This is a genomic window from Streptococcus equinus (genome assembly GCF_900101445.1).
GTDB lineage: Bacteria > Bacillota > Bacilli > Lactobacillales > Streptococcaceae > Streptococcus > Streptococcus equinus_B.
In genome coordinates this window covers 936,959-951,740 of record NZ_FNKE01000001.1, presented here as the reverse complement: position 1 = coordinate 951,740, position 14,782 = coordinate 936,959, and the positions used below count along the sequence as shown (strand labels likewise).

Below are 14,782 nucleotides of genomic sequence, written 5' to 3'. Positions count from 1 at the left end.
TGATTTTCAGAAGTTGTTTTAATTTATAAAGTTTGTAATAGCAGTGACGATTTGGTCTTCTTGTTCTTTTTGAGAGATGCTAGCTTGTCCATCTTTTGCCTGATGACCATAGTCTCCAAACTCGCTGTGGTTCCCACCAGAGATGCTAACGTAGTTGGTATCTTTTGGGAGCCTTTTTTTAGCGTCCTCATATTGCTTCCACTTGAGGATTTTGTCCTTGCTAGCTGTGATTGAGAGAACTTTTAGTTTGTCTTTTGACAAGTCTGTTTTTTCACTTGGGTAGCTTGCAAGGAGGATTAAACCAGAAATGTCTGTCTTTGCTGCGTCAGCGTTTAAACAAGCTACAACCCCACCTAGGGAGTGTCCAGCAAGGTAGACATTTTTTAAGTTCTTTTCTTTGATGACTGTTAAAGCTTTTTGGCTTGATAGCACAGGAAGATTTAGCGGTGTTTTCAAGATATAAACATCATATCCTGACTTGGTTAAATTATTAGCCAAGCCAGCGTAGGCTTTTTCTTCGACAAGAGCACCTTGGTAAAAGACAATAGTTGCTTTTGCGCTTTCTTTACTTTCAAAGAGTAGATAATCTTTTGTGATTTTAGCGGATTTAGCGGCTGCCATAGAGCTCTGGTGTGCCTGGTAGGTTTTGTAACGAATAAAACCAAGACTTAAAATAAATAGGGCTGCTAAACAAACTAAAAAGTAGAGTAGGCATTTTTTAAGTTTTTTCATAGTGTGTTAAAATACGGATTAAAATTCTTTTCATGTGCGATAGTCGTTTCACGACCATGGCCAGGGTATACGGTGAAATGATTTGGCAGACTAAAGAGCTCTGTTTTAATGCTATGAAGCAATTCTTCAGCATTACCAGTTGGCAAATCAGTTCGCCCAATGGTTTCACGAAAGAGTGCATCACCAGTAAGAACAAGTTCATCATCAGGGAAAACTAGCGAAACACTTCCCCATGAATGTCCTGGTGTTTGACGTGCTTGAAAACGAAAACCAGCTAATACGTAATCTTCTTGATATTGGAAGTGGTGTTCAGCGGGTTTTAAAATCACATCATCCATATCAGCATGGCGGTCTAGTCCTGAGAAATTATCTTTGGGTGAATAAAGCCAAGAAGCTTCTTTTTCAGAGATATAAACAGGCGGCTGCCCAAAGGCATCACGAATAACATCAAGTCCCATAATGTGGTCGTAGTGAGCGTGTGTGATTAAGATAGCAGCTACGGGTTTATCAATTGCTGTAATTTTTTCTTTAATTTTATCTGTATCGCTACCAGGGTCAACAACGATGATAGCTTGGTCATTGACCAATAAGTAGGTATTTTCACGTGCAACATGGTTTAATAATCTAAAAATCTTCATAAAAAAAGTGTATCAAAAAAGTCTTTAAAAGTCATATAATGTCTTTTTTGAAAAGGCAACTTTTCACCATCTTATTTTTTGGATTAGGTGAATGTGTGTCCTAAAAATGGTATAATTTAAATGTTATGATGCAAGTTAATTCTCAAAAATATGCTGTTGTGGATTTGGAGGCAACGGGTGCCCACGCAATGGCAGAAATTATTCAGGTTGGCATTGTCATTATTGAAAATAATCAGATTGTGAAGACCTATCAAACGGATGTTAATCCGCACGAGGCTTTGACTGAACACATTATTCATTTAACAGGGATAACAGATGAGCAATTGGCAAAAGCGCCAGATTTTTCACAAGTTGCTCAAGAGATTTATCACTTGATTTCGGACTGTGTTTTTGTGGCTCACAATGTGAAATTTGATGCCAATCTTTTAGCAGAAAAATTATTCTTAGAAGGGTACGAATTACGTACGCCGCTTGTTGATACGGTAGAGTTATCACAAGTTTTCTATCCGACCCTTGAAAAATATACGCTAGGTCACCTAGCAGATGTTTTACAACTAGATTTGACAGATGCGCACACGGCTATTTCTGATGCTTATGCGACTGCTCAGTTATTGTTAAAACTAAAAGAAAAAATGGAAAGTCTGCCCAAAGAATTGCTAGAGCAGCTTTTGCCATTCTCAGATAATCTCTTATTTGAAACGGGAATGTTGGTTGAGGAGAGCTTTAAAAAGGCGAAAGTCATGTCAAAAAAAGATTACCAAGAAGTTGGTGGCTTGATTTTACGACGTGCAAAAGCAATTGGCAGTGAGCGTAAGTTGTCTGATGATTTTGAGTTAAATATGGCACTTCTAGGCTTGGATGCGCGTGAGAAGCAGAGTCGCTTTGCTCAAATGGTTAAAGATGATTTTCAAAGTTCAAAAATCTCATTCTTAGAAGCTCAGGCTGGTCTAGGAAAGACTTATGGTTATCTTTTGCCACTTTTGCAGTTAGCACAAGATGAGCAAATTATTGTTTCGGTGCCAACAAAGATTTTGCAAGACCAAATCATGGCTAATGAAGCTAAAAAGATTCAAGAGGTCTTTCACATTTCTTGCCAATCCATCAAAGGACCTGGCAACTATATTAAGTTGGATTCTTTTGCGGAAACCTTGCACCGAGAAGGGGACAATCGCTTAGTTAATCGTTATAAGATGCAATTGCTTGTCTGGTTAACAGAAACTCTAACGGGAGATTTGGATGAAATCAGACAAAAGCAGCGTTTTGAAGCTTATTTTGAACAGATTAAACACGATGGTAATTTAAGCGAAAAATCGCTGTACAAGGATGTTGATTTTTGGAATCGTACTTACGAAAATGCTAAGCACAGTAAGCTTTTGATTATTAATCATGCGTATTTCTTAGAACGTGTTCAAGATGATAAGGCGTTTGCGGCTAAGAAGATTTTGGTATTTGACGAAGCGCAAAAATTGATTTTGAATCTAGAACAATTTTCACGACGTCGTGTTAATGTAACGCAGTTGGTTCAAAAACTTGAAAAGCATTTGGATGCTACCCTGCCAACGCTTGAAAAACGTTTGATTGAAAGTCTTTCTTTCCAATTGAGCCATCTTGCCACACGTTTTTACCAAAATCAAGAAACTTACGTGACGACAGAGGATGCGCATCGACTGGAACAAGCTGCTAAAGAGTTACTTGCTCTTAATCCCGAGTGGCGTTATCTGTGCTTGGAAGATTTGTTAGCCCTATTTGCACAGCCGTTCACAGATTTTTGGTTTGAGACAAGTTTTGAAAATGAAAAACGTCAGACTTACTTAAATGCAAGTAGTGATGAACTCTTGAATTTCCAAGAATTCTTGCCAGAAACACGCAAGACTTACATGGTTTCTGCGACATTGCACATTAGTCCGCAAGTTAGTCTTGCAGGTTTGCTTGGTTTTGAGCAGTATCATTACATGAGCATTGAGCGAGACAAGCAAACGTCGCAACGCATTTGGATTGATGAAGAGATGCCAAATGTAGCTGAGATTTCTGATGAAGCTTATGCTAAGGCTATTGCTGAGAGAATTTATCAGATTAGGCAATTGGATGAACAGATGTTGGTGCTCTTTAATTCTAAAAAAGCCATGTTTGATGTTTCAGAGCTTTTAGATGAGATGGACCTTCATCATTTGACACAAGAGAAAAACGGGACAGCCTATAATGTCAAACGTCGTTTTGAACGCGGAGAAAGTCATATCTTGCTTGGGACAGGAGCTTTCTGGGAAGGTGTTGACTTTGTGCAGTCAGATAAAATGATTGAGGTTATTACACGCTTGCCGTTTGAAAATCCTAAGGATTTATTTGTTCAGAAAATCAGTAATCATTTGCTAGCGCAAGCTAAATCACCGTTCAATGATTATTCTTTACCATTGGCTATTTTAAAACTAAAACAAGCGATTGGAAGAACCATGCGACGTGAAAATCAACGTTCGGCGGTGCTTTTGCTTGATCCACGAATTTTGACAAAATCGTACGGAAAAATTATCAGTGATGCTTTATCTGAAGAATTTTACATTTCTCATCAAAAATTTTCAAAGAGTCTCACTGAAATAAAGAATTTTCTGCTATAATAAAAGAGATAAACAAAAAGGGAGAAGTAAATGAAAAAATTAACACCAGTAAAACAGTATTTACTTGGTTTTAGCTTGATTTTATTAGTTCTCTTGCTTTCTGCTGCGACTGTTTTGGATTTAGCGATTCAGCCAAAACGAAGAGCAGAAAAATTGGCGACCCAAGTAGCCATTGAAAAAGCTGATTTGGTTCAAACGTCTTCTGTTGACCTTTATAATGGTTCTAAGACTTATTATAGTGTTTTTGGAACGACAGCTTCAGGTGATCAGAAGATTGTTGCTGTTGGCGAAGACAATGGTAAGGTGTTTGTCTATTCTGTCAACGATGGAATTAGTCGTAAGCAAGCTGAGCAAGTTGCTGCAGCTAATGGTGCGACAGGAATTTCAAAAGTTGTTTACGGAATTGATGGCAAGACCCCAATTTGGGAAGTCACAGCTACTGATGGTTATTATCTTGTGAATTTTGAAACAAGTGAGCTCGTGAAGAAGGAGGGCATATGACAAACTTATCAAATCGCGTGTTGAACATGGAAGAAAGTGTGACTTTAGCAGCGAGTGCGCGTGCCAAAGCCTTGAAAGCGCAAGGACGTGATATTTTATCACTAACATTGGGAGAACCTGATTTTGTAACTCCTAAGAATATCCAAGATGCAGCAATTGAAGCTATTCAAAATGGTAAAGCAAGTTTCTACACTGTTGCTTCTGGACTTCCAGAATTGAAGGATGCAATCAACAATTACATGGAAAATTTCTACGGTTATTCTGTTAACCGTAATCAAGTAGTTGTTGCAACAGGTGCAAAATTCATTCTCTACACTTTCTTTACAACTGTTCTTAATCCAGGCGATGAAGTTATTATCCCAACACCATGTTGGGTGTCTTATGTCGATCAAGTTAAAATGGTTGATGGTGTTCCTGTAACAGTTGCGACAACTGAAGCAAATGACTTCAAAGCTACTGTAGAACAACTTGAAGCTGCTCGTACAGATAAAACAAAAGTTCTTTTATTGAATTCACCATCTAATCCGACTGGTATGATTTACAGCCGTGAAGAATTAGAAGCAATTGGTAATTGGGCTGTTGAACACGACATCTTAATCTTGGCAGACGATATTTACGGTCGTTTGGTATATAATGGAAATGAGTTTACACCAATTTCATCAATTTCTGAAGCTATCCGAAATCAAACAGTTGTTGTAAATGGTACTTCAAAAACTTATGCTATGACTGGTTGGCGTGTTGGTTTTGCAGTTGGTAATGAAGAGATTATCTCAGGTATGGCAAAAGTTATCAGCCAAACCACTTCAAACTTAACGGCAGTTTCACAATATGCAGCGATTGAAGCTCTTACTGGTTCACAAGACTCTATCGAAGTTATGCGCCAAGCCTTCGAAGAACGTCTAAATACTATTTACCCATTGCTTTGTGAAGTTCCTGGATTTGAAGTCATTAAACCACAAGGTGCTTTCTATCTTTTCCCTAACGTGAAAAAAGCGATGGAAATGAAAGGTTACACTGATGTGACTACCTTTACAACAGCTATTCTTGAGGAGGCAGAAGTAGCCCTTGTTACTGGTGCTGGGTTCGGTGCTCCTGAGAACGTTCGTTTGAGCTATGCGACTGATTTGGATACTTTGAAAGAAGCTGTAAGACGTTTGAAAGCATTCATGGAAAAATAAGATGTCCAAAAAACGAAAACTTATTATTGCATTAGTTGCTTTTTCAGGAATCGTTGCAGTTGGATTAGGGATTCATTTTAAACCAACTTCTCCAGAATTAACCAAACTGGGGGAGTATTCAGTTACGTCTAAAGGCATGCGCTTTGAGATTGATTTGGCTAGCAATAGCACGACTGGTTATACTTGGACTGCCAGTGATGTGGATAAGGAAAATTGCACCTTAGATGATATTGTTTATCAAGCTTATCCTAGTAAAGACAATCGAGTCGGGTCTGGTGGCTACACTCGAGTTACTGGAAAAGTCAAAAAAGCTGGTCAGATGCAATTCAATTTAAAGTATTGCCAAGATTGGAAAGGTGGTAAGCAAGAAATGGCTTACCGCGTAACTATCAGTAGTTCAAAAACTAAAGTTAATAAGATTAAACTGACAAAAGTGTCAGAGTAATATTTGAAAAGAGGAATTATGTCTAAAGATTACGTATCAATTATTGATGTTAAAGATCATGTTGGCGAAGAAGTCACAATCGGGGCTTGGGTAGCTAACAAATCAGGAAAAGGAAAAATTGCTTTCTTACAACTTCGTGACGGGACAGCATTCTTCCAAGCAGTTGCTTTCAAACCAAACTTTATCGAAAAATACGGTGAAGAAGAAGGAACTGAAAAATTCAACACAATCAAACACCTTAGCCAAGAAACTTCTATCCTTATCACTGGTATCGTAAAAGAAGATTCACGTTCAAAATTTGGTTACGAACTTGATGTGACTGACCTTAAAATCGTTGGTCATTCAGAAGATTACCCAATCACTCCAAAAGAACACGGTACTGATTTCTTGATGGATCACCGTCACTTGTGGTTGCGTTCACGTAAACAAATGGCTATCATGCAAATCCGTAACGCTATCATCTACGCTACATATGATTTCTTTGATAAAAATGGTTTCATCAAGTTTGATAGCCCAATCTTGTCAGGAAACGCTGCTGAAGATTCAACAGAATTGTTTGAAACTGACTACTTTGGTACACCTGCTTACTTGAGCCAATCAGGTCAATTGTATCTTGAAGCTGGTGCTATGGCACTTGGTCGTGTCTTTGACTTTGGTCCTGTATTCCGTGCTGAAAAATCAAAAACTCGTCGTCACTTGACTGAGTTCTGGATGATGGATGCTGAATATTCATTCCTATCACACGAAGAATCTCTTGATCTTCAAGAAGCTTACGTTAAAGCACTTATCCAAGGTGTTCTTGACCGTGCTCCTCAAGCACTTGAAATCTTGGAACGTGATGTTGATTTGCTTAAAAAATACATTGCAGAACCATTCAAACGTGTTTCTTACGATGATGCTATCGACCTTCTTCAAGAACACGAAAATGATGAAGATGCTGATTACGAACACCTAGAACACGGTGATGACTTTGGTTCACCACACGAAACATGGATTTCAAACTACTTTGGTGTTCCAACATTCGTTATCAACTACCCAGCAAGCTTCAAAGCCTTCTACATGAAACCAGTTCCTGGTAACCCAGAACGCGTCTTGTGTGCTGACCTTCTTGCACCAGAAGGATACGGAGAAATCATCGGTGGTTCAGTCCGTGAAGATGACTATGACACACTTGTTGCTAAGATGGATGCTCTTGGTATGGATAAATCAGAATATGAATTCTACCTTGACCTTCGTAAATACGGTTCAGTACCACACGCTGGATTCGGTATCGGTATCGAACGTATGGTAACATTCGTAGCTGGAACTAAACACATTCGTGAAGCTATTCCATTCCCACGTATGCTACACCGTATTAAACCTTAGAAAGTTGACCGCGACGCTTTAAGAATGAAAATGAAACTTTTTCATTCTTAAAGCTAGTCAGTCCTTTAGCTAAGTTCCAATAGGACTTAGCGTGTCAAATCAGCGGAGCGAAGTGAAGCGAGATTTGACTAAGGAGTGGTATTAAACCTTAATAAATAAAGATTATTAGAGCCTGAACTTTTGAGTTCAGGCTTTTTAAGTTTATTTAAGAAATGTTTGCTAGAATATCTCTGAGAGGTGATTAACATGATAACTTATATCGCGAAAATTACCTTTTTTGATAAGACATTTTGTATTGCACTAGACCTAAAAAGGGTGTCACACCCGCTTCTAGAACAGATTAAACGACAAGTAGGTTTAGTTGAGCATGATTTACAAATCTGGCAAGAAGCTCTTTCAGATAGCTTTAAAAGCTTAGCAAGTGATACTTTCTTCAGTAAAACTTTTTTTATCCGAGCTTTGCAGGAACACTTTTCAGATTTAGGAAAGCACGAGGCAGTTGCTTCGATTACTTGCCAGACCTTGACATAAGTTAAAATCCCAGCCTAATTGGTTGGGATTTTTGTTTTAGTTTTTAGCAGTCATAAGGTTTGGTGCAAAAGTTTTAAGTGATTTGATGATAGCAAGCACCAAAGCAAGGCTAATAAGACGGTCAGCGTAATCAGTAATGGCTTGAACCAAGACTAAGCTCGCTGTCATGTCAATGCCTAAGCCGTGAAGAATTTGTGCCAAGATACCAGAACCACTTGAAGTGATACCATGGAAAAGAATGACTGTGATACTTGATGAAACAACTGTTCCAGGAAGTGAGACAAGTAAGCTTTTCCAGATTAAGTCTTTTGATTTGCAAGTTTCTTTGACTAGGAAACCTGTGATAAAGGCAGCTACGATAGCTACTGGTGCAAAGTAAATAGCAAAGATATCAGTAGTCATCCAGCTGATTAATGCGCTGACAATAGCAGCACCAGCACCAAGCCATGGTCCAAAGACCACAGCGACTAACAATGTTCCAATCATATCAAGGTAAATTGGCAGGCGTAAGAATAAAGCGATATTTGCGCCAATATAGTTAATAGCAATGGCAATTGCCATAAAAGAAATGATACGAATTGATGAATTTTTCATGATTTAACTTTCTAACTTTAGATTTTTGAGATCATCTTGAATGATGTCTTTTTGTGCATCTAAAAGTACGGTTAGAAAATCTTCCCAGAATAGGCTTGGGTTAACCTGAGTCAAAATAGTGCTGTTCTTAGGTTTGTGGTAAAAATCGTATTGATCGACGACTGTTTGCCCAATAGCGATGCCGTCAGTAACAACATCAGTGTAAGCATCAAAACCAGAGCAGACCTCGCTGTTGACAAAGTAGGCCAATGCGAGAGGGTCATTAATCACACAGCCAATGATATGTTCGTATTCCCAGTGAAAATCAAAGTAAAAACGGGTAATCTTTGTGATGAATGCTGTCATTTCAGCGTTAATACGACTCATATATTCTAAATGATTTGGTGTTAAGACAATGTGGCGAGTGACGTCAAGCCCGACCATTTCGACTTTACGACCTAAGCGCTCAAAAGTGATTTGTGCAGCATGAGGGTCGCACCAGTAGTTGTATTCAGCAACAGGTGAACAATTGCCGTGTGATTTGAAATTTCCTCCCATGCTGACAAAACGGTGACAGTTTTCGCCGAGCTTAGGATTTAGTTCAAGAGCTTTTGCGATATTAGTTAAAGGACCAAGGGCAATGATAGAAGTATCTTTAGGGTCTTTAAAGTAATCGGCTAAGAATTGCTCTGCTGATTTTTCTTGAACATGAGGAGTGTGTTTGAGTTGGAAATCATTTTCGCCAAGACCATCCATACCATGAGTATCTTGGGCAGAAACGTAATCGCGTGTTAGCGGAGTAGCAGCTCCTTGGTAGACAGGAACATCTAGTCGATCAAGCAGTTCCAAGCTTGTAAAAGCATTTTTTACACCTAGGTCTGTTGGACAATTCCCTGCGACGATGGTGATGGCAACCACTTCTAAATTTGGATGTTTAAGGGCATAAAGTAGCGCTAGTGTATCGTCGATACCAGGATCACAGTCAATAATAATTTTTTGCTTAGTCATCGTTTCCTCCTTTCTTAAAAAATGTTTATAGAAAATAAAAAATGACCTTGTTTTCTAAAAAACAAAGCCACTCAAAAAAGACGCTCAACAAGGAGCAGTTCTCAATTTGTAGATAGCTAGTTTTTTATTCTGGGAGTTTTCGAACCAGTCCAAAAGTAGTACTTTTGATTATGCACGCCTTCTATTATATAAACAATTTGCTTTTTTGTAAATATTTGAAAATAAATGCATTTTTATTTATTAATATGTTTCAATTTTCAGAATATTTTGTTATAATAATCCTAATCTATTTGAGAGAAGGTGAAAATTTATGGCGAAAACAATTCACACGGACAAAGCGCCAGCAGCAATTGGTCCTTACGTTCAAGGAAAAGTTGTTGGTAACTTCCTTTTTGCTTCAGGTCAAGTTCCTTTGTCACCTGAAACTGGTGAAGTTATTGGGACAAGCATTCAAGAACAAACCAAACAAGTCCTTAAAAATATTTCTGCGATTTTAGCAGAAGCAGGTACTGATTTTGACCATGTGGTTAAAACAACATGTTTCTTAAGCGACATGGATGACTTTGTTCCATTTAATGAAGTTTACGCTACGGCTTTTAAAGCTGATTTCCCAGCGCGCTCTGCTGTTGAAGTTGCTCGTTTGCCAAAAGACGTCAAGGTAGAAATTGAAGTCATCGCTTATCTCGACTAGATGTTCTCTTAATATTATTTGACACGAAAAAAGTTCGCTACTCTCTCGGCGAACTTTTTTCTATTGTGTTAGATTGATTAATTTGCTTTTTGCATTTTTTTGGCGGTTGTCATCATCAAGCGAATACGGTTTAATTGGTTAACTTCTGATGAACCTGGGTCGTAATCGATTGGTGAGATATTGGCACCTTTGAATTGTCGGCGGAGTTCTTTTAACATCCCTTTTCCGACGATGTGGTTTGGAAGGCAACCAAATGGTTGAAGACAAACGATATTTTTAACACCGTTATTTAGTAATTCAATCATTTCACCAGTTAAGAACCAACCTTCACCAGTGTGGTTACCGATTGAAACGACTTTTTCAGCACCTTTAGCGATGTCATAGATTGACTCGATTCCATCGAAACGCTCAGATTTTTCAAGAGCTTTGTTCATTGGTTTTTCAAGAAGGTTGATGGCATCGATACCAAGTTTTGCTAGGCGTTTTGATTTTTGGCTCATGTTGAGCTCGTCAGCTTTCCAAATTTGGTTGAAGAGTGAGTAGTTCATAAAGCCAATCAAGTCTGGAACAACGGCTTCGCCACCTTCGTTTTCAATGATAGCGACAATGTCGTTGTTGGCTGTTGGAGCGTATTTGACAAGGATTTCTCCGACTACACCAACGCGTGGTTTTTGACCAAAGTCGATGGTTTCAAGATTATCGAAGTCTTTGATAATGCGTTTCATGTTATGGTTGAATTCGAAGTAAGAGCCTGATTTGACATTCTTACGAGCGACTTCAAGCCATTTCTCGTATAAGGCATTGGCAGAACCTGGAACAGCTTCATAAGGACGAACGCGGTAAAGCACTCGTTCAAAAAGGTCACCATAGAGCACGCTGATAAGCAGGCGTTTAACAAATGGTAAGGTTAAGTTCCAACCAGGTGTTTCTTCGGTACCTTGATTACCCATAGAGACAGAAACCACAGGAATTTGAGGATAGCCAGCGTCTTTTAAGGCTTTTCGCAAGAGCGGAATGTAGTTGGTTGCACGGCAACCTCCACCAGTTTGAGTCATCATGACGCTGGTATTGTTGAGGTCGTATTTTCCACTTTGAAGTGCTTCGAGCAATTGTCCGATAGTGATAATAGCGGGGTAGCAAGCATCGTTATGAACAAATTTTAGACCGACATCAACGGCTTTTCTGTCCATGGCTGGGAGAATCACAACGTTGTAGCCAGCTTGTTTGAAGGCTTCTTCAATCAGACCATTTTGGTGAATAGGTGAAAGCATTGGCATAAGAAGGGTGTGTTTCTTCTTCATATCTTTTGTAAAGACAGGTTCTTTGCTTTCTTCATCAGCTTGGCTGGTAAATTGTGGAGCTTGGTTGAAAATGTGACTGAGATTAGCTTTTTTAGCTTTCTTGTCACGTTCTTCAACGGCAGCTTTAAGAGAACGAAGACGAATACGGATGGCACCAAGGTTGCTTCCTTCGTCGATTTTTAGAACAGTGTAAAGCTTGTTGTGAGCTCGCATGATTTCTTCAACTTGGTCAGTTGTGACAGCATCAAGTCCACAACCAAAGCTATTTAATTGGACTAATTCAAGGTTAGGATTTTTAGAAACGACTTTAGCAGCAGCATAAAGACGTGAGTGATAAACCCATTGGTTAACCACGCGCAAACCTGAAACTTCTTCAAGTCCAGCTACCATATCTTCTGTTAAAACGTGGAAACCTTCTTGGGTGATGATGTTAGCAATCCCGTGATTGATTTCTGGGTCAAGGTGATATGGACGACCAGAAAGCACAATCGCTTTTTCATTGTTGAGGGCTAGCTTGCTAAGGAGCTCATCTGCCTTATCTTGTAAATCTTTCTTGAAGTCAGCTAAGACTTGGTAACCATGTTCAACTGCCTCGCGAATATCTGCTTCTGTAATGTCATCATAGTCTGCAAAGCTTTTGACAAGTGATTTGACAACAGATTCATGGTCAGCCAAGTTAACAAATGGATGGAAGTATTTGACCTCACCGTTTCGGATAGGGTCCATGTTTTTTTCGATGACTTCTGGGTAACTTTGGACGATTGGACAGTTGTAGTGGTTTGGTGCTTTACTATTTTCAATTTGTTCGTAAATGACACTTGGATAGAAAATGGCATCAACTTTACGGTCGATTAGACTTTGAATGTGACCGTGCACCATTTTGGCAGGGTAACAAACTGTATCACTTGGGATGGTCTCGATTCCCTTTTCAAATAATCGTTTGTCTGATTTTGGTGAAATTTGAACACGGAACTTCAAGTCAGTAAGAACAGTGTGCCAAAGTGGGTAATTTTCGTACATGTTAAGGACACGTGGAACCCCAACAACACCGTGGACAGCGTCTCGTTTTGACAGTGCTTTAAATTTAAAGAGTTTTTTATATTTGTAATCAACCAGATTTTCTTTTTGGTTGCTGCGGTCAAATTTGATTTTAGTTACTTTTTCAGCACCGCGTTCGCAGCGGTTACCAGTAACGAATTTTGAACCGTCGTTAAAGATGGTAACGGTCAATGCGCAGTTATTTTCACACATACCGCAACGGGTAAATTCTTTTTGAGTGGTAAAGTGATCAAGTTCTTCAAGTCCCATCAAGCTTGATTTTGTGCGATTGGCTGTAAGTGATGTTTCAGTCATGCAATCCCTCCTTTACTGTGCCGCGCTGACTTCAAGAGCAACTTCTTGGTTGGCTAATTCATCTTCGTATTTTTCTTTAGCGATAATAGCGCAGCCATAAGCTCCCATAAGTCCAGCAATGCTTGGTCGAACGACTTCGCGTTCGCTGACGAGTTCAAAGGCACGAAGAACGGCTTCATTATAGAAAGTTCCACCTTGAACGACGATTTTTTCACCCAAATCTTCGGGACGTTTTAATTTGATAACTTTGTAAAGGGCGTTTTTGATGACAGAGTATGAAAGCCCTGCTGAAATATCAGCAACCGTAGCCCCTTCTTTTTGAACTTGTTTTACCTTAGAGTTCATAAAGACTGTGCAGCGTGACCCAAGGTCGACAGGGTGTTTTGCAAGAAGAGCGACTTTGGCAAAATCTTTGACATCGTATTTAAGAGATTTGGCAAAGGTTTCAATAAATGAGCCACAACCTGAAGAGCAAGCTTCGTTTAACTGGATACTCGATAAAGCGCCATCGCGAACACTCATGGCTTTCATATCTTGACCACCAATATCAAGGATAAAATCAACTCCTGGGTTGAAGTAGTTAGCTGCTTTAAAGTGAGCAACAGTTTCAACTTCACCGTAGTCAACGTGAAGAGCAGCTTTAATCAAATTTTCACCATATCCAGTCACGCAAGAACGAGCAATGAAAGCATCTTCAGGCAATTGGTGGTAAAGTTCTTTTAGGATGGCAATGACATTTTCAAGAGGTTGCCCTTGGTTATTGCCGTAGTGTTGGAATAAAATAGCTCCTTTAGGATCTGTGAGGACAACTTTTGAAGTGGTTGAACCTGCATCGATACCAAGGAAAAGAGGCCCAGAAGCAGTTGCGATATCTTTGTATTCAACGCTTGCTTCATCATGACGGGCACGCCAAGCATCAAGTTCAGCTTGGTCTTTGAAAAGAACATCAAGAGTATTTTTAGGAACTAAGGATTTTGAAGTATTATTTTCTAAATTATGAATGATTCCAGATAAGTTGATTTGGGTTTGATTCTCATCAAGAGCAGCTCCCATAGCAACAAAAAGTTGTGGATTTTCAGGGAAAATTACATGTTCTGGTTTGATATCAAGGGTTTCAATGAAACGCTTACGAAGTTCACTCATAAAAAAGAGCGGTCCACCAAGAAAGGCGATGTTTCCAGTGATTTTACGCCCAGAAGCTAATCCAGCAATAGTTTGATTGACAACAGCTTGGAAAATCGAAGCTGCAATGTCTTCTTTTCTGGCCCCTTCATTAATTAAGGGTTGGACGTCAGTTTTAGCAAATACCCCACAACGACTGGCAATTGGGTAAATGGTTTCGTAACCTTTGGCAAGTTCATTGACCCCGTTGGCATCTGTTTTTAACAGTCCAGCCATTTGGTCGATGAAAGCTCCCGTACCACCGGCACATGTTCCGTTCATGCGTTGTTCAAGAGTATCACCAAAGAAGGTCATTTTGGCATCTTCACCACCAAGTTCAATCACCACATCAGTTTGTGGAATGAATTTTTCAACGGTAGTAGTCGCAGCAATAACTTCTTGGACGAAAGGAATTTCAGCCACATCAGCTAAGCCCATACCCCCAGAACCAGTAATGGCAATACTGACAGTTTGGTCGCCAATTTCAGAAATGGCTTCATTTAAAACCTTAATAGTTGCTGTTTTGACGTCAGAAAAGTGACGCTCATAACGTGAAAAGAGTAACTGATAATTATCGTCGAAAATGACAACTTTAACAGTGGTCGATCCGACATCTATACCTGCTTTATACATTAATAAAAAACCTAAAAGTGTTAGAAGGTAGTAGATAAATATCATTCCTAAAAATGACTCATT

At 39.2% G+C, this 14,782-nt stretch carries 12 protein-coding genes, 1 pseudogene and 1 riboswitch; of the genes and pseudogenes, 7 read left to right on the top strand and 6 right to left on the bottom strand.

The annotated features are described in order from the left end of the window. Positions 1-18: 18 nt before the first annotated feature. Positions 19-732 carry an alpha/beta hydrolase gene (locus BLR83_RS04750; RefSeq protein WP_074560659.1) on the bottom strand — a complete coding sequence of 238 codons (714 nt, stop codon included), beginning with the start codon at positions 730-732 and terminating at the stop codon, positions 19-21. Beyond that, complete coding sequence (locus tag BLR83_RS04745; RefSeq protein WP_074560658.1) at positions 729-1,370, bottom strand: MBL fold metallo-hydrolase; 642 nt, start codon at positions 1,368-1,370, stop codon at positions 729-731. Before BLR83_RS04745 ends, BLR83_RS04750 begins: the two co-directional genes overlap by 4 nt. 125 nt (positions 1,371-1,495) lie before the next feature. Between BLR83_RS04745 and BLR83_RS04740 the strand changes: the two genes are divergently transcribed. From BLR83_RS04740 to BLR83_RS04715, 6 genes are all read left to right on the top strand, one after another. Next, positions 1,496-3,979 carry a bifunctional DnaQ family exonuclease/ATP-dependent helicase gene (locus BLR83_RS04740; protein WP_074560657.1) on the top strand — a complete coding sequence of 828 codons (2,484 nt, stop codon included), beginning with the start codon at positions 1,496-1,498 and terminating at the stop codon, positions 3,977-3,979. Between the two features lie 30 nt (positions 3,980-4,009). Next, positions 4,010-4,480: a cell wall elongation regulator TseB-like domain-containing protein gene (locus BLR83_RS04735; protein WP_074560656.1), complete on the top strand. Its 471-nt coding sequence runs from the start codon at positions 4,010-4,012 to the stop codon at positions 4,478-4,480. Further along, a complete protein-coding gene (locus tag BLR83_RS04730) occupies positions 4,477-5,658 on the top strand; it encodes a pyridoxal phosphate-dependent aminotransferase (protein WP_074560655.1) in 1,182 nt (393 codons plus the stop codon). Before BLR83_RS04735 ends, BLR83_RS04730 begins: the two co-directional genes overlap by 4 nt. A gap of 1 nt (position 5,659) precedes the next feature. Further along, entirely contained in the window at positions 5,660-6,103 is a 444-nt protein-coding gene (locus tag BLR83_RS04725; protein ID WP_074560654.1) for a protease inhibitor I42 family protein, read from the top strand. A gap of 18 nt (positions 6,104-6,121) precedes the next feature. After that, positions 6,122-7,468, top strand: a complete 1,347-nt coding sequence (gene asnS, locus BLR83_RS04720; RefSeq protein WP_039696562.1) for an asparagine--tRNA ligase — start codon at positions 6,122-6,124, stop codon at positions 7,466-7,468. A 246-nt stretch (positions 7,469-7,714) separates the two neighbouring features. Continuing rightward, positions 7,715-7,999 (top strand): hypothetical protein, encoded by a 285-nt coding sequence (locus tag BLR83_RS04715; protein ID WP_074560653.1) that lies wholly within the window; start codon positions 7,715-7,717, stop codon positions 7,997-7,999. 36 nt (positions 8,000-8,035) lie between these two features. Here BLR83_RS04715 and BLR83_RS04710 read toward each other — a convergent pair whose 3' ends face one another. Both BLR83_RS04710 and BLR83_RS04705 read right to left on the bottom strand, forming a co-directional pair. Continuing rightward, positions 8,036-8,593, bottom strand: coding sequence for an ECF transporter S component (locus BLR83_RS04710; RefSeq protein ID WP_074560652.1), 558 nt, complete (start codon positions 8,591-8,593; stop codon positions 8,036-8,038). A gap of 3 nt (positions 8,594-8,596) precedes the next feature. Then, positions 8,597-9,580 carry a nucleoside hydrolase gene (locus BLR83_RS04705; protein ID WP_074560651.1) on the bottom strand — a complete coding sequence of 328 codons (984 nt, stop codon included), beginning with the start codon at positions 9,578-9,580 and terminating at the stop codon, positions 8,597-8,599. 110 nt (positions 9,581-9,690) lie between these two features. After that, positions 9,691-9,734: riboswitch (PreQ1 riboswitch) on the bottom strand. 156 nt (positions 9,735-9,890) lie between these two features. Here BLR83_RS04705 and BLR83_RS04700 point away from each other — a divergent pair. Beyond that, positions 9,891-10,271 (top strand): RidA family protein, encoded by a 381-nt coding sequence (locus BLR83_RS04700; protein ID WP_006532694.1) that lies wholly within the window; start codon positions 9,891-9,893, stop codon positions 10,269-10,271. A gap of 77 nt (positions 10,272-10,348) precedes the next feature. Here BLR83_RS04700 and BLR83_RS10105 read toward each other — a convergent pair. Together BLR83_RS10105 and BLR83_RS10100 are read right to left on the bottom strand one after the other, a co-directional pair. After that, positions 10,349-12,889, bottom strand: a pseudogene (locus BLR83_RS10105) (acyl-CoA dehydratase activase-related protein); the annotation flags it as partial. 48 nt (positions 12,890-12,937) lie between these two features. Then, positions 12,938-14,719, bottom strand: coding sequence for an acyl-CoA dehydratase activase (locus tag BLR83_RS10100; RefSeq protein WP_074561103.1), 1,782 nt, complete (start codon positions 14,717-14,719; stop codon positions 12,938-12,940). Between the last annotated feature and the right edge of the window lie 63 nt (positions 14,720-14,782).